The 15,055-nt window shown below is 65.6% G+C and carries 14 protein-coding genes and 1 tRNA gene; 10 read left to right on the top strand and 5 right to left on the bottom strand.

The window, feature by feature from the left end:
• Positions 1 to 1,423: ABC-F family ATP-binding cassette domain-containing protein (locus Q0C64_RS06255; RefSeq protein WP_294121615.1), on the bottom strand; the 1,423-nt coding region annotated here is incomplete at its 3' end.
• A gap of 166 nt (positions 1,424 to 1,589) precedes the next feature.
• Between Q0C64_RS06255 and Q0C64_RS06250 the strand changes: the two genes are divergently transcribed.
• Positions 1,590 to 1,958 carry a hypothetical protein gene (locus Q0C64_RS06250; protein WP_294121608.1) on the top strand — a complete coding sequence of 123 codons (369 nt, stop codon included), beginning with the start codon at positions 1,590 to 1,592 and terminating at the stop codon, positions 1,956 to 1,958.
• Here the strand turns inward: Q0C64_RS06250 and Q0C64_RS06245 are convergent.
• Positions 1,955 to 2,566 carry a DedA family protein gene (locus Q0C64_RS06245; RefSeq protein WP_294121605.1) on the bottom strand — a complete coding sequence of 204 codons (612 nt, stop codon included), beginning with the start codon at positions 2,564 to 2,566 and terminating at the stop codon, positions 1,955 to 1,957. The two genes, Q0C64_RS06250 and Q0C64_RS06245, sit on opposite strands and share 4 nt — an antisense overlap.
• Positions 2,567 to 2,667: 101 nt before the next feature.
• Here Q0C64_RS06245 and Q0C64_RS06240 point away from each other — a divergent pair, with 101 nt between their 5' ends.
• The 7 genes from Q0C64_RS06240 (at position 2,668) to Q0C64_RS06210 (ending at position 11,900) form a co-directional block, all read left to right on the top strand.
• Positions 2,668 to 3,333 carry a response regulator transcription factor gene (locus tag Q0C64_RS06240; RefSeq protein ID WP_294121603.1) on the top strand — a complete coding sequence of 222 codons (666 nt, stop codon included), beginning with the start codon at positions 2,668 to 2,670 and terminating at the stop codon, positions 3,331 to 3,333.
• 68 nt (positions 3,334 to 3,401) lie between these two features.
• Positions 3,402 to 4,724, top strand: coding sequence for an ATP-binding protein (locus tag Q0C64_RS06235; protein ID WP_294121618.1), 1,323 nt, complete (start codon positions 3,402 to 3,404; stop codon positions 4,722 to 4,724).
• 83 nt (positions 4,725 to 4,807) lie between these two features.
• On the top strand, positions 4,808 to 6,832 hold the full coding sequence (locus Q0C64_RS06230) for a M13 family metallopeptidase (RefSeq protein WP_294121601.1): 2,025 nt from the start codon (positions 4,808 to 4,810) through the stop codon (positions 6,830 to 6,832).
• Between the two features lie 211 nt (positions 6,833 to 7,043).
• Entirely contained in the window at positions 7,044 to 8,057 is a 1,014-nt protein-coding gene (locus Q0C64_RS06225; RefSeq protein ID WP_294121599.1) for a polyprenyl synthetase family protein, read from the top strand.
• Between the two features lie 37 nt (positions 8,058 to 8,094).
• Entirely contained in the window at positions 8,095 to 9,075 is a 981-nt protein-coding gene (gnd, locus tag Q0C64_RS06220; RefSeq protein ID WP_294121597.1) for a phosphogluconate dehydrogenase (NAD(+)-dependent, decarboxylating), read from the top strand.
• A 3-nt stretch (positions 9,076 to 9,078) separates the two neighbouring features.
• A complete protein-coding gene (hrpB, locus tag Q0C64_RS06215) occupies positions 9,079 to 11,586 on the top strand; it encodes an ATP-dependent helicase HrpB (RefSeq protein WP_294121595.1) in 2,508 nt (835 codons plus the stop codon).
• A 32-nt stretch (positions 11,587 to 11,618) separates the two neighbouring features.
• Complete coding sequence (locus Q0C64_RS06210) at positions 11,619 to 11,900, top strand: NADH dehydrogenase ubiquinone Fe-S protein 4 (protein ID WP_294121593.1); 282 nt, start codon at positions 11,619 to 11,621, stop codon at positions 11,898 to 11,900.
• Between the two features lie 37 nt (positions 11,901 to 11,937).
• Here Q0C64_RS06210 and Q0C64_RS06205 read toward each other — a convergent pair whose 3' ends face one another.
• Complete coding sequence (locus tag Q0C64_RS06205) at positions 11,938 to 12,822, bottom strand: phosphodiesterase (protein WP_294121591.1); 885 nt, start codon at positions 12,820 to 12,822, stop codon at positions 11,938 to 11,940.
• A 107-nt stretch (positions 12,823 to 12,929) separates the two neighbouring features.
• Between Q0C64_RS06205 and wecB the strand changes: the two genes are divergently transcribed.
• Together wecB and Q0C64_RS06195 are read left to right on the top strand one after the other, a co-directional pair.
• Positions 12,930 to 14,084 carry a UDP-N-acetylglucosamine 2-epimerase (non-hydrolyzing) gene (gene wecB, locus Q0C64_RS06200; protein ID WP_294121590.1) on the top strand — a complete coding sequence of 385 codons (1,155 nt, stop codon included), beginning with the start codon at positions 12,930 to 12,932 and terminating at the stop codon, positions 14,082 to 14,084.
• A gap of 52 nt (positions 14,085 to 14,136) precedes the next feature.
• Positions 14,137 to 14,212: transfer RNA gene (locus Q0C64_RS06195), tRNA-Glu, on the top strand.
• A gap of 1 nt (position 14,213) precedes the next feature.
• Here Q0C64_RS06195 and Q0C64_RS06190 read toward each other — a convergent pair.
• The gene (locus Q0C64_RS06190; RefSeq protein ID WP_294121589.1) at positions 14,214 to 14,510 is read right to left on the bottom strand and encodes a hypothetical protein; all 297 of its coding nucleotides are present in this window, start codon (positions 14,508 to 14,510) and stop codon (positions 14,214 to 14,216) included.
• Positions 14,485 to 15,009 (bottom strand): DNA-deoxyinosine glycosylase, encoded by a 525-nt coding sequence (locus tag Q0C64_RS06185; RefSeq protein WP_294121587.1) that lies wholly within the window; start codon positions 15,007 to 15,009, stop codon positions 14,485 to 14,487. Before Q0C64_RS06185 ends, Q0C64_RS06190 begins: the two co-directional genes overlap by 26 nt.
• Positions 15,010 to 15,055 lie beyond the last annotated feature (46 nt).

The following is a 15,055-nucleotide window of genomic DNA, read 5'->3' as shown; positions in this document are numbered from 1 at the left end:
CCCCGTCCAATCCCAGTGTCACCGTCACCGTCTTGTCGAGGAAGTCGCGGTCGTGGCTGACGATCAGCACCGTCCCCTCATAATCGGCGATCACCTCCTGAAGCAGGTCGAGCGTCTCCAGGTCGAGGTCGTTGGTCGGCTCGTCGAGCACCAGCAGGTTCGAGGCTCGCGCAAACTCGCGCGCCAAGAGCAGCCGCGACCGCTCCCCGCCCGACAGCGACCCGATCGGCGCTTCGGTCAGCGACGGATCGAACAGATATTCCTTCAGATAGCCCTTGATGTGCTTCTTGTGGCCGCGCACCTCGATCCAGTCGCCACCCTCGGCCAGCACGTCGCGCACGCGCTTCTCCGGCGCCATCAGCTTGCGCTGTTGGTCGATGACGATGCCGCTCAGCGTCTTGGCCTGGGTCACCGTCCCCACATCGGGCTTCAGTTCGCCGGTCAGCAGTTTCAGCAGCGTCGTCTTGCCGGCGCCGTTGGCCCCGACCAGCCCGATCCGGTCGCCGCGCTGGATGCGCAAGGTGAAGTCGCGAATGATTGGGCGGTCCCCGAAGCTCTTGGTCACCCGATCGGCGTCGATCACCGTCTTGGTCTTCACCTCGTCCTTGGCGAGGCCGAGCTTGGCCCCTCCTGCCGGCCCGAGCATCGCCGCCCGCTGCGCACGCATCTCGTTCAATTTGGCTAGCCGTCCCTGATTGCGCCGCCGCCGCGCCGTCACCCCGCGCTGCAGCCAGTGCAGCTCCAGCGCCAGCTTGGCGTCGAGCTTCTCGGCCGCGCGCTGCTCTTCGGCATAAACCGCTTCGGTCCACGCCTCGAACCCGCCGAAGCCAATTTCCGCGCGCCGCATCGTCCCGCGGTCGAGCCACAGACAGCTTCTGGTCAGCCGAGTGAGGAAGGTCCGATCGTGGCTGATGGCGATGAACGCCCCCTTGAACCGCTGCAGCCATTGCTCGAGCCAGTCGATCGCGCCCAGGTCGAGATGGTTGGTCGGCTCGTCGAGCATCAGCACGTCGGGATTCTGCGCCAGCGCCCGGACGATCGCCGCCCGGCGCCGCTCGCCGCCGCTGGCGGTCGCCACGTCACGGTCAAGGTCGATGCCAATCTGGTCGGCGATCGCCGCCGCTTCATGCGCCGCCGGCGCATCCTCACCCGCCAACACCCATTCTTCCAGGGTGGCGTGGCCGGTCATCACCGGGTCCTGCTCCAGCAGCACCACTTTGGTGCCCGGCACCAGCTTCCTGGTCCCCTCATCGGTCTCGATCATCCCGCCGAGGCATTTCAGCAAGGTCGTCTTGCCGGCGCCGTTGCGGCCGATCAGCGCCAAACGGTCCTTGGGGCCGATGAAAATATCGAGATTGCGGAACAGCCAGCCTTCACCCTGGATCAGGCCCAGCTCTTCATAGGACAAAATTGGGGGTGCCATCGCCGCGCGCCCTAGCGTAGCTTCTACTCGTCGTCACGGGGGTGCAACCGAGTAGACATGCTGGGGGCATGCCGTCGCGAGGCTGCGAGGATGAACGGCAGGCAACGGGGGCATTCATAGCTTGTTCAATGGATTGGCTATAGTCAGGCCGGCGAGAGTAAAGCCAATGAGCCTGTTTCGTACCCTTGTCCTATCGCTGTGCGTCGCCTCTGCCGCGGTCGCCACCCCTGCGCTCGCCCGCAAGAATGATGGCCCGCAGGCCACCGTCGCAGTTCCTTCATCCGGCACGCCGCGCATCGCCTGGCTCGACCGGCCGCGCGACCAGGACCGCGCCTTCCGCGCGACCCAGGAGGGCCGTTCGATGCCGTTGCCGCAGATCGAGCGGCGCGTGCTGCCGCGGATGGGCGGCGCCGACTATCTCGGCCCGGAAATCCGCGGCCCCAACGTGCGCATGAAGTTCCTCGACCGAGGCAAGGTCATCTGGGTCGATGTCGATCCCCGCACCGGCCAGATCGTCGACAAGTCGGGCGATTAGGGCCGCTTCCAGGTAATTACCCGCACCACATAGGCCAGGACCACTAGCCCCAGCACCACGCTGGCGATCGGGCCGAGATAGTCCTGCACCCGGGCATATTCCGCGCGGAGCAGATAACCGGCGGACATTAGCAATCCATTCCACATGCCGTCGCCGATCGCGGTGAACAGCAGGAATTTTCGCCAGTCCATGCCGAACACGCCGGCCGGAACGGAGATGAGGTGGCGGGAAATCGGGATCAGCCGCCCGATGATCACCGCCGGGGCGCCATGCCGATGAAACCAGCCGTCGACCCGGTCGATTTGGTCAGGGCTAAGCGTCAGCCAATGTCCGTGGCGGGCGGCGAACCCCTTCACCCGCTCCGTGCCGAGGCCTTTCCCCACTAAATACCAGATGAGCGCACTTAAGGTTGATCCGGTAGTTCCGGCCAGCACCACCAGCACCGGCGACAACCTGCCTGACGATGCCTCGAACCCGGCCAGCGGCATCACTAGCCAGGACGGGATCGGCGGAAACACCCCTTCCAGGAACATGACGAAGGCGATTCCGGCATAGCCGGCCCGGTCAATCAGGCTGGTAATCCACTCGAACATCGTGTCGCGACTCACCTACTTTTCAATATCCGCTTGCCCGTTCCTTTCGTTGCGGCCAAGCAACCGTTCAGGTTGCCACGTGTTTGTGACTGCGAAAGCATATCAAGGATGAACGAATGCGCGTGTTGATCGTCGAAGACGAACCCAATCTGGGCCGCCAGCTGCGCTCGACGCTGGAAGGCGCTGGCTATGCGGTTGATCTCGCCACCGACGGCGAGGACGGCCATTATCTCGGCTCGACCGAAACCTATGACGCGGTGGTGCTCGACCTCGGCCTGCCCGAAATTGACGGGCTGACGGTGCTCGACCGCTGGCGCAAGGAAGGCCGCAAGATGCCGGTGCTGGTCCTGACGGCCCGCGACAGCTGGTCGGACAAGGTCGCTGGGCTGGATGCCGGCGCCGACGATTATCTCGCCAAGCCGTTCCAGACCGAGGAACTGATCGCTCGGCTGCGCGCCCTGATCCGCCGCGCCGCTGGCGTCGCCAGCTCGGAACTCATTGCCGGCGATATTCGCCTCGACACCCGTTCGGGCAAGGTCACCAAGGCCGGCGAACCGGTCAAGCTGACCGCGCAGGAATATAAGCTCTTGAGCTATTTGATGCACCACAAGGGCAAGGTCGTAAGCCGGACCGAGCTGATCGAGCATATCTACGACCAGGACTTCGACCGGGATTCGAACACCATCGAGGTGTTCGTCACCCGCATCCGCAAGAAGCTTGGCGCCGACGTCATCACCACCATTCGCGGCCTCGGCTACAGCCTTGAGGACGTGCCCGCTTGAACGATGCCGCCGTCACCGACGGTGCGGTGAAGGTCAGGGAACGCCGCGGAGGGTCGCTGACCCGGCGCATGATCGTCGTTTCGGCGATCTGGATCAGCGTGCTGCTGCTGATTGGCGGCTTCGCGCTCGATCGGGTGCTCAGCCGCCAGATCGTCGAGAATTTCGATGCGCAGCTGGAACGCGTCCTCAAGTCGATGATCGGCGCATCGGAAATCGGGCCCGACGGCGAGGTCCGGTTCAGCCGCCCGCCGGCCGACCAGCGCTTCCTCGAGCCCTATTCGGGCGTCTACTTCCAGATCAGCGGCGTGGGCCAGGAAACCTTTCCGTCGCGCTCACTGTGGGACAGGCGGCTGAAGGTCGATACCGGCCACAATGATGTCGAGCTGCACAAGCGCGATAGCAGCGAGTTCGCTGACGAGCCGCTCCGCATCCTGGAACGCGATGTCGTCCTGCCCGGCAGCAACGTCCGCTGGCGGTTCCAGGTCGCCCAGTCGCGCCAGGCGATCGACGGCCAGATCAAGGAACTTCGCTCGACGCTGATCGGCAGCTTCGCCGGGCTCGGCCTCGGCCTGCTGGTGCTGGCTGCGCTGCAGGCCATTTACGGCCTTTGGCCATTACGCCGGATCAGGCGCGAAGTGTCAGCGATCCGTGGCGGCGTGAAGACCCGCATCGCCGAGGATTTCCCGCGCGAGGTCGAGCCGCTGGTCGATGAGATCAACGAACTGCTTGCCCATAGCGAGGCCCAGGCGGAGGAAGCGCGGCGCCATGCTGGCAACCTCGCCCATGCGCTGAAGACCCCGCTGACGGTGATCACCAACGCCGCCACCGCCCATGCCGAGGACCTCGACAATACGGTGATCCGCGAAGCGGCGGCGATGCGCCGACAGGTCGACCACCATCTGGCCCGCGCCCGCGCCATCGGCCGCCGCGCCTCGACCCAGGCCCGCGTCACGGTGTGGGAAAGCCTCGAAGCGGTCGAGCGGGCCGTTTCGACGCTTTACGACCGGGTCACCATTGACATTGCCGGCGAGAAGCATGCTCAGGTCCGGGTCGAGCGGCAGGACCTCGACGAAATGCTCGGCAACCTGGTCGAGAATGCCGCCAAATATGGCCACGGCCGGGTGTTCGTCACGGTCGACCCGCCGGCCAGGGGCATGGTCGGCATCCAGATCGAGGATGACGGGCCCGGCATTCCCGAGGCCAAGCGGGCCGAGCTGTTCACGCGCGGCACGCGGCTGGACACGACCGGCAAACCGGGTACCGGGCTTGGCCTCGCCATCGTCCGCGACGTCGCCGAAATCTATGGCGGCAAGGTCTGGCTTTCCGAAAGCGAGGATCTGGGCGGCCTGATGGTCACTTTGTCGCTTCCTGAGGCACCGCAAATCGGCTGAGTCAGCCGTTTATCGAAAATGGGCTTGGCATTGGCGCGGCACCGACTAGCGTGCGCGCCAATCGATCAGGATAAGGGATTGCCATGAAACGGAAATTGCTGCTGCTGGCCGCTGCGACGGCGCTTGTCACCCCCGCTCTCGCGCTGGCCGCGGCGCCGGCCTTTGCGCCGTGGGGCGTCGACCTTTCGGCGATGGACAGCAGCGTCAAGCCGGGCGACGACTTCTTCGATTACGTCAACGGTGCCTGGGCCAAGCGCACAGAGATCGCCCCCGACCGGACCTTCGTCGGCATCGATTCCGTGCTCAATGACCAGATCGACAAGGATGTCCGGGCGATTGTCGAGGACACCGCCAAGAACCCCGGCGGCTACGGCCAGATCGGCCAGCAGGTCGGCGATTTCTATGCCAGCTGGATGGACGAAGCAGCGATCGCCGCCAAGGGCGCCGCGCCCCTGAAGCCCTATCTCGACCGGATCGCCGCGGTGAAGGACAAGGGCGACTTGGTCGACCTGTTCGCGACCGTCGGTTACGAGTCCCCCGTCGGCGTCGCCATCTACCCCGACCTGTCTAACCCGACCCAATATGCGGCCTACGCCGGCCAGGGCGGCCTCGGCATGCCCAACCGCGACTATTATTTGCTCCAGGGCGCCAAGTATGACGCCTATCGCACCGCCTATCGCGCCTACGTGACCAAGATCCAGGAGCTCGCCGGGATCCCCGAGGCGGCGGCCAAGGCCGACCGGATCATCGCGCTCGAAACCGCCATCGCCAAGGTTCACTGGACGCCCGAGCAGAGCCGCGACATCGACAAGATCTACAACCCGATGGACCGCGCCAAGCTCAACAGTTTCGCGCCGGAGTTGATGTGGGACCGCGCGTTGGCCAAGTCCGGCCTCGGCGACCTCAAGACCGTGGTCGTCACCGAAACCACCGCCGTCCAGTCAATCGGCAAGCTGCTCGACAGCGTACCGCTTTCGACCTGGAAGGACTATCTCGCCTACCACTTCGTCAGCGACCACGCCGCTTACCTGCCTAAGGCGTTCGACGACACCAACTTCGATTTCTACTCGAAGACGCTGCGCGACGTCCCCAACCAGCGCGACCGCTGGAAACGCGGCGTCAGCATGGTCAACGGCGCACTCGGCGAGGCGGTCGGCCAGATCTACGTCCAGCGCCATTATCCGGCGGAGAGCGACCGCCAGATGGGCGAGCTGATCGCCAACATCCGCGCCGCGCTGCAGGAGAAGATCGAGACCAACAGCTGGATGGACGATGCCACCAGGAAGGAGGCTGTGGCCAAGCTGGCGGCGTTCGACCCGCGCACCGGGCATCCGGTCAAATACATCGACTATTCGACCCTCAAGGTCGACCGGGGCGACCTCATCGGCAACGTCATGCGCTCGGGCCAGTTCGACTGGGACCTGCTCTTGACCCGCATGAAGAAGCCGGTCGACCGCAGCCTGTGGGACATGACGCCGCAGACCAACAACGCCTATTACGATCCGACCCAGAACCAGATCACCTTCCCGGCGGCGATCCTGCAGCCGCCCTATTTCGATCCCAACGCCGATCCGGCCGCCAACTACGGCAGCATCGGCGCGACCATCGGCCACGAGATCGGCCATGGCTTCGACGACCAGGGCCGCAAGTTCGACGGCTCAGGCAAGCTCCGCGACTGGTGGACCCCGGCGACGGCCCAGAAATATGACGCCCACGCCACCGCGCTCGTGAAGCAATATGACGCCTATGAGCCGGTGCCCGGCGTTCACATCAAGGGCCAGCTGACGCTCGGCGAGAACCTCGGCGATCTCGGCGGTCTGGAAGTCGCTTATGCTGCCTACCGCCGCTACGTCGCCCAGCATGGCGAGCCGGCGATGATCGGCGGCCTCACCGGCGACCAGCGTTTCTTCATCGCCTATGGCTACAGCTGGGAGACCAAGCAGCGCGAGGGGGCCCTCCGCGCCCAGCTGCTGACCAACGAGCATTCGCCGGCCAAATATCGGGTCAACGGCGTCGTGAGAAACGTCCACGCCTGGTACAAGGCGTTCAACGTCCAGCCCGGCGACAAGATGTACCTGCCGCCCGAACAGCGGATTCACGTCTGGTAGGCGCCCTTAACTTCACTAATTTCATGGAGGCAGGCGCCATTTTCGTGAAGTTAGCGGGGCTTGGGCGATCTGGCTGACGGATGCTGACGATGCGAAAGAGCGCTTGCGCGCTGCATCGCATGATCGAGTGGCTGTAGGACAGGATTTTCTGCGCAGGCGTTCAACTGCCGGAGGCTAGGAAAACGGCCGCCCACCCGCTAGGGCAGCGGCCGTGACTGCCTCCGTCCACAGCCTCGGCGACAAGCGCGCGCCATCGCTCGATCCGATGATCGCGTTGACCTCGGCCGACATGAACGCGGTCAATGCCGTCATCCTAGAGCGGATGCAGTCGAAGGTCGCGCTGATCCCAGAGCTGGCCGGCCACCTCATCGCCGGCGGCGGCAAGCGGATGCGGCCGATGCTGACCCTGGCGAGCGCGGCGCTGCTCGATTACACCGGCGCGCGTCACCACAAGCTCGCCGCCGCAGTCGAGTTCATCCACACCGCCACCCTGCTCCACGATGACGTGGTTGACGGCTCCGGCATGCGGCGCGGCAAGCGCACCGCCAACATCATCTGGGGCAATCCGGCCAGCGTGCTGGTCGGCGATTTCCTGTTCAGCCGCGCCTTCGAACTGATGGTCGAGGACGGCAGCCTGAAGGTGCTCAGAATCCTCAGCCATGCTTCCGCCGTGATCGCCGAGGGCGAGGTCGACCAGCTGACCGCACAGCGCCAGGTCGAGACCAGCGAGGAGCATTACCTCCACATTATCAACGCCAAGACCGCCGCCCTGTTCGCCGCCGCCTGCCGCATTTCGCCGGTTGTTGCCGAGGCTGGCGAAGAGGCGGAGGAAGCGCTTGAATCCTACGGCCGCTACCTCGGCATCGCTTTCCAGCTGGTCGACGATGCGATCGACTATTCGTCGGACGAGGCGACCATGGGCAAGGGCCGCGGCGACGACTTCCGCGACGGCAAGGTGACACTGCCAGTGATCCTCGCTTACGCCCGTGGCTCGGCAGACGACCGCGCCTTCTGGAAGGCGGCGATGCAGGGCGACAGGATCTCGGACGATGATCTCGCGCTCGCCACGACCCTGATTCAAGAGACCGGCGCATTGTCCGATACGTTGGAACGGGCGCGGCATTATGGTCGCCGGGCGATCGACGCGCTTGCTCCCTTCCCCGCCAGCCGGGCCAAGGCGGCGCTAGCCGAAGCGGTCGAGTTTGCGGTAGCCCGGGCTTATTGAGGCGTAGCCGGCGCCTGTCGGTTAGGTGGAGGCGCGCATGAAGCTGGCGATGATCGGACTGGGCCGCATGGGCGGCAATATGGCGCACCGCCTGGTTCAGCACGGCCACGAGGTCGTCGCCCATGATCGCGACCCGGCCGCCGTCGCCGAAGCGGTCAAGAATGGCGCCACCGGCGCCTCCAGCCTCGCCGACATAGCCGCGCTACTTCCCTCGCCGGCCATTTACTGGATCATGCTTCCCGCCGGCGAGATCACCGAGAAGGTGATGCGCGAAATCGGCGAGATAGCGCGCGACGGCGACATCATCATCGACGGTGGCAACAGCTTCTGGAAGCATGATCTGGAGCGCGCCAAATGGCTCAAGGAGCGCGGTCTCACCTTCATCGATGTCGGCGTTTCGGGCGGCGTCTGGGGTCTCGATCGCGGCTATTGCATGATGATCGGCGGTGACGATGCGGCGGTGAAGCATATCGACCCGATCCTGCGCGCGCTGGCCCCGGGCGTCGGTACCATCCCGCGCACGCATCGCCCCAAGACCGAGGGCGAGTGGCAGGCCGAAATGGGCTATGTCCACTGCGGCTCCGCCGGGTCGGGCCACTTCGTCAAGATGGTCCATAACGGCATCGAATATGGCATGATGCAGGCCTATGCCGAGGGCTTCGACATATTGAAGCAGCGGGCCAAGGAAGATTTGCCCGAAGAGATGCGGTTCGATCTGAACCTGTCGGATATCAGCGAAGTCTGGCGTCGCGGCAGCGTCATTTCCTCCTGGCTGCTCGACCTCATCGCCATCGCCTTGGCCGACGACCAGTCTCTCCAGAAATATTCGGGGCGCGTCGCGGATTCCGGCGAGGGGCGATGGACCATCGACGCTGCCATCGAAGAGGCGGTGCCGGTCGACGTCCTCGCTGCTGCTTTGTTTGCGCGCTTCCGCAGCCGGGTCGAGTATAGCTACGCCGACCAGCTGTTGTCGGCGATGCGTTTCGGTTTCGGGGGACATGTCGAGATGCCGCAATAGCGCGTGAGCCGGACCCGCCTGCCGATCGATGATGTCTTGCCGGAGCTGCTGCAAGCGCTCCGCGACGGCTCGCGCGCGCTGCTGATGGCGCCACCGGGCGCGGGCAAGACGACCCGGGTAGCGCCGGCCTTGCTCGACGAGAGCTGGTGCACGGGCCAGGTGTTGCTGCTGGTTCCACGGCGCCTCGCGGCTCGTAGCGCGGCCGAATTTATGGCGCGGGAGCGGGGCGAAGAGGCCGGGTCGACAATCGGCTATGCGACCCGGCTGGACAGCAAGGTCGGCAAGGCGACGCGGGTCATCGCCATGACCCATGGCGTTTACCTGGCGCGGCTGCAGGCGGACCCCGAACTTGGCGGCGTCAGCGCCGTGCTGTTCGACGAAGTGCATGAGCGGATTCTCGATAGCGACCTGGCGCTGGCCCTGACCCTCGACGCGGCCGAGGGATTGCGGCCCGATCTCCGCATCCTGCCGATGTCGGCAACGCTCGACAGCGAGCGCTTCGCTCGCTTGTTGAACAACCCGCCGACTATCGAGAGCGAGGGCAGGAGCTACCCGCTGACCCTGATCCACGAAGGCCGCGACGCGGCCCGGCGGATCGAACCGCAAATGGCCTCGGCGATCCGTGCTGCTTTGAGCGAACATGATGGCTCGCTGCTCGCCTTCCTGCCAGGCGTAGCCGAGATCGAGCGCACGGCCGAAGCGTTGGGCAAGCTGCCGAATAATGTGGTGCTGCACCGCCTGCACGGCGCAATCGAGCCGGCCCAGCAGCGGGCCGCGCTTGCCCCGCCCAAGCCGGGCACGCGCAAGCTGGTGCTGGCCAGCGCGATCGCCGAGACCAGTCTGACGCTCGATGCCGTACGGATTGTAGTGGATAGCGGCCTCGCCCGCCGGCCCCGCTACGATCGCGGCGCCGGCCTGACGCGGCTGGTGACCGAACGCGCCAGCCGCGCTGCCGTCACCCAGCGCGCCGGGCGTGCCGCGCGGCAAGCCCCGGGCGTCGCCATCCGCCTGTGGGAGGAAGCGGCCAATGCCTCTTTGCCGGCACATGATCCGCCCGAGATTTTGGAAGCGGATTTAAGCAGCCTGGTGCTGACCTGCCTGCAGTGGGGCGAGAATGACCCGGCGAAGCTGCCATTTCTTGACCTACCCCCTGTCTCGGCGCTGGCCGAGGCACGGCAGCGGCTAGCTCGCCTCCGTGCAATCGATGATGCTGGGCACATCACGCAACATGGGCGCGCGATCGCGGCGATCCCGTTGGAGCCGCGGCTGGCGCACATGTTGATCGAGGCAAGGGAAGGCGGATTTGCCCGGGCGGCTGCCGATGCTGCCGCGCTGCTGACCGAGCGCGGGCTGGGCGGCAATGATCCCGACCTTGAACTGCGCCATCGCCGCTGGCAGGGCGACCGCTCGCCGAGAGCGCAGGCGGCGAAACGGATGGCGGATCGCTGGAGCAATTCCAGTTTCCCGGCGAAGGCCGGGATCCAGTCCAGCGCCGCAGGCGCTGCCTTTCAGCAGCGGTCTGGGCCCCTGCCTTCGCAGGGGCACATGCTGGCTCTCGCCATTGGCCTTGCGTTCCCCGATCGGATTTCACGCCGCCGCGATGCTACGGGCGAGCAATGGCAGTCGGTCGGCGGGAGGGGCTTTCGGCTCGATCCGACCTCGCCCCTGGCGCGGAGCGAGTGGCTGGCCGTGGCAGAGGTGGCTGGGGCAGCCTCGGGAGCGCGAATCCTGTCCGCTGCGGCAATCGAGATGGGCGAAATCGAAAGTTTGTTTGCGACGGAGATCGAGAGTTACACCGAAGTCCGCTTCGATCCGGCGACGGCGGCGATCAGCGCGACCAAGGGCCGCCGCCTCGGCTCGATCAAGCTGTCGTCCGCTCCCGATCCGCGACCCAATCAGGCGGCGATCGAGGCTGGCCTGCTCGAGGCGGTTCGCCGGCATGGACTTGCCATCCTGCCGTGGAGCGAGGCCGCCATTGCCCTTCGCCAGCGCGCCGCCTTCGCCGCCCTTCACGACGAGGTCATTGCCGATCTGTCGGACGGCGTGCTGCTGGCGCGGGCCGAAGAATGGCTGGCACCGTTGCTGCACGGCAAGCGGCGGCTGGACGGCATCTCCGCAAACTCACTGCACAATGCGCTACAGGGCTTGCTCGGTTATGAAGCGGGCCGGGCGATCGATCGGCTGGCTCCGACGATGTTCGAGACGCCGGCGGGCTCCTCCCATCCGATCGATTATGCCGCACCCGGCGGACCGACCGTCGAGGTTCGCGCGCAGGCGCTTTATGGGCTGAAGGAACATCCGATGGTGGCGGGCGGGCGCGTACCGCTGACGCTGGCGATCACGTCGCCGGCGCACCGCCCGATCCAGACCACCAAGGACCTCCCCGCTTTCTGGGCGGGAAGCTGGCGCGATGTCGCCAAGGAAATGCGGGGCCGCTACCCCAAGCATCCCTGGCCGGACGATCCGGCTGCCGCGCCGCCGACCCTCAAGACCAAGCGCGCAAGCTCTTGATTCCTGCCTCCGCTTCCGCCAATCCGCCGCACATGACCGTCGCCCGCATCGTCCAGGAACAGCGCAAGACCACGCAGTCGGGCAAGGCCCAGGCTGGTAGTTGGACGCTGGAGTTCGAACGGCAACAGGCGCAGCGGCCCGACCCGCTGACCGGCTGGAATGGGTCGGGCGACACCAACACCCAGATCCGGCTGCGGTTCGATTCCAAGGAAGAAGCGCTGGTCTATGCCGAGCGCAAGGGGCTGACCGTCCACCTGGTTCCGGCAGCGCCCGGCGTCCTCAAGTTGCAGGCCTACGCCGACAATTTCCGCTAGGGCTCAGCCCGTTCCGCGCGTTCACGGCCTGACCCCGTCAGCCCGTTCCGCGCTCCGTTAGGAAATTGCGGATCATCGGAATCGCGTTGCTGTCATAGGACGCAATCACATTGCGCGGCCCGGCTACGTCGAAGTGACTCAGCAGCCGCTCGCCGTTCCAATAGTGGAGCGCGAAGGCCGGCGGATCGGCAACAATCAGCGGCCGGCCGTCAGGCCTCTTGGGGTCAATGTCTTCAAGATCGAGCGCCACCCACGGCGCCGTTGAAGGACACACCGCCAATTGCTTGCCGGCGAAGCTGGTGGCGATCGGGCGGTGCACATGGCCGGCAACCATGCCGACCACCTGCTTGGCCGGTTTGACGATCGCCTCGAGCCGCTGGACCCACAGCTCGCAGCTGAGCGCGCTCATCCAGTCAATGCCGGTGTCGACCGGTGGATGGTGCAGGATGATGACGGTCGGCACATCCTTGCGCTCGCGCAGCCGTTTCTTGAGCCAGGCCGCCCGATCTTCGCAGATCATGCCGCCGTGGCGTCCCGGGTCGAGCGTGTCGAGCACGATCCACCGGAGGCCGCCATGGTCGAGCTCATATTGAACGAAGCCATGCTCGTCGGTCGGGACGTCCGGGAATATCTGGCGGAACTCGGCGCGGCCGTCATGATTGCCGAGCGCCCAAACCACCGGGCCCTCCCACCGGGCCACCAGCGCCTTCATATGCCGATAGGCGTCGAGATCCTCGGCATTCTCGACCAGGTCGCCCGTAACTAGCAGCAGCGACGGCTTCTGCTTCATCTCGTTGAGCTGGTCGATCACCATGTTCAGGCGGCGCACGTTCATTTCGTGCGGATTGTCGGAGTCGAAGCCGATGTGCAGGTCGGTCACCTGCGCCACCAGCACGCCGTCGATTGATGGTCTCTTGGCCAATCCGTCCCCCCGAATGAGGTGGCGATAGGAGCAAGGGGTGGCGGCCTTGTCCAGCCCTTTCCTAACGCAGGTTACGAACCGGCTTGCCAGCGGCGGTTGGTTCGGCAATGCTCCGTCCGCCGAAGCTAGGGGGAAAGCTGCGCCAGTATCGTATCGCGTTCATTGTTGGAACGCGCCCCGAAGCCATCAAGCTGAGTCCTGTCGCTCATGCCCTCGCCGCCCTTGGCGAGCCGCCGCACCTGTTCGTCACCGGCCAGCATCCGGGACTGGAGCTTGGCGACCATCGGCTTGAGAGCTTTGCCGCAACGCAGCTCAACTGCCCGGGCCAACCGGATCCAATGCTTCACGCCGAGCTGGTGCGTGGTGCGTTGCGGCGATTGCTGCCCCTCGACCTGCCCGATCTCCTGGTCGTCCAGGGCGACACGTCGAGCGCGCTTGGAGGAGCGTTGGCGGCTCGGGAGACCGGCACGCCGCTCGCCCATGTCGAGGCGGGCCTGCGGACCTACGACCCCAACATGCCATGGCCCGAGGAGGAAAATCGGGTGACCATCGACCGCCTGGCCGACCTGTTGTTCGCGCCGACATCGGGTAACGCCGCCAACCTGCGCCGCGACAAGGTCGGCGGGGAGGTGCGGATCACCGGCAACAGCGGGATTGATGCCCTGGCCGAGATTGCCGGGCCGCTACCGGCCAAGCCAAGGAGGCGGTGGTGGCCGGGACGGCAGTTCACCTTGCTGGTCACTTGCCACCGCCGCGGGAATTGGGGCAGCGGACTTGACCGATTGGCGGGCGCGATCGGTGACCTGGCCCAGCGCAAGGTCGATAGCGACGTGGTCTTGCCACCAAACCCCAGCGTCACCGAACAGCTCACCAAATTGCTGGGCGGCAGGAACCGGGTGCGGCTGGTTGCGCCGCTGTCGCACAGCGCGATGATCGACGCGATGCGCCGGGTCGACCTCGTGTTGAGCGACAGCGGCGGAATCCAGGAAGAGGCGCCGGCCCTCGGCGTCCCGCTGCTGGTGTTGCGCGACAAGACCGAGCGTCCCGAGGGCCTCGCGACCGGGACAATGGAATTGGTCGGGACCGATCCCGATCGCATCGTTGAGGCGGTGTTGCGGTTGAAGCGGGATCGCGCCGCCTTGCGGGCGATGGGGCGACCATGCCTGCCGTTTGGTGACGGGCAGTCCGCTTCGCGAATTGCCCGCTATTGCCTGATGTTTCTGGATGGGCAGGAGGCGCTTGAAGCGAGCAAAATGGCCTGATTGACTAGCGCGGCCGAACCCACCATATGCGCGGCCTTGCCGCCATGGCCGTGGCCCCTTCGTCTAGCGGTCTAGGACGTCGCCCTCTCACGGCGAAAACACGGGTTCGAGTCCCGTAGGGGTCACCAGCTATTCTTCCGGCCCGCCCTTGTCGGACAGATAATGCATCAGCTGGGCGAGCGTCGCCTCCATCTGATCCTGCATCTGACTGATCAGCTCATTCTCCCGCATATGCTCATGATCGAGCGGCTTGGAATAGCTGTCAGAGAAGGCGTGCAGGTCTTCGGCGTCGAACACGCCCTTGGCGACCAGCCGCGCGAGGATCACCAGCAAGCCGTTGGTATTGGCGATATTGCCCGCAACCAGTGCCTCGTCGACCATGGTCAGCGCCTGGTCTTCATCATCCTCGATCGTGTCTTCGGTCATAGGGGCCCAATGTGGCAGCTTCTTTTGCGCATGCAAGCGGGCCAAGCCGCGACCAGATAATCAACTTGTCGGCAAGGGGGATGGTGTAGGCCGGACTGGAGGATGGCAGGTCGATCAACTGGACCCGACCAACGCCGGCCAGCGCGATCCGGCCCAATCGCGCCGCTGTTTTTCCGTTGAAGGCAACCGCACCCAACCGCGGAAGCGTGGCTGCATACTCAGCTAACCGGTTCGGAGTTGCAGCCCGGATCGCTCCGTCGAGGCTGCCCTGCCTGGTGGCTTCGCCGACCACATCCCACAGGGCGATGCCCCGCGCTGCCAGCCGGGCCAGACGATCACCATAGCCCATTTCCGCAAGCTCTTCGCCGATGGCCGTCCCCAACAGCCGCCAGAATTGGTTGCGCGGATGGGCATAATATCGCTGTGCGCGCAGCGAGGCTTCGCCCGGCAGGCTGCCGAGAATTAGCAGCCGCGCGTCGCTTGAACCGGCGGGCGGCATGGAGCGCTTGGTGGTGATCGAATGCCTCCAGCGGTTGCAGCGGGCG

Origin of the sequence: Sphingomonas sp., from assembly GCF_023266535.1 — a bacterium.
Taxonomy (GTDB): domain Bacteria; phylum Pseudomonadota; class Alphaproteobacteria; order Sphingomonadales; family Sphingomonadaceae; genus Sphingomicrobium.
The sequence above is the reverse complement of the archived record's forward strand: the minus strand, read 5'-3'. Positions and strand labels throughout refer to the sequence as shown.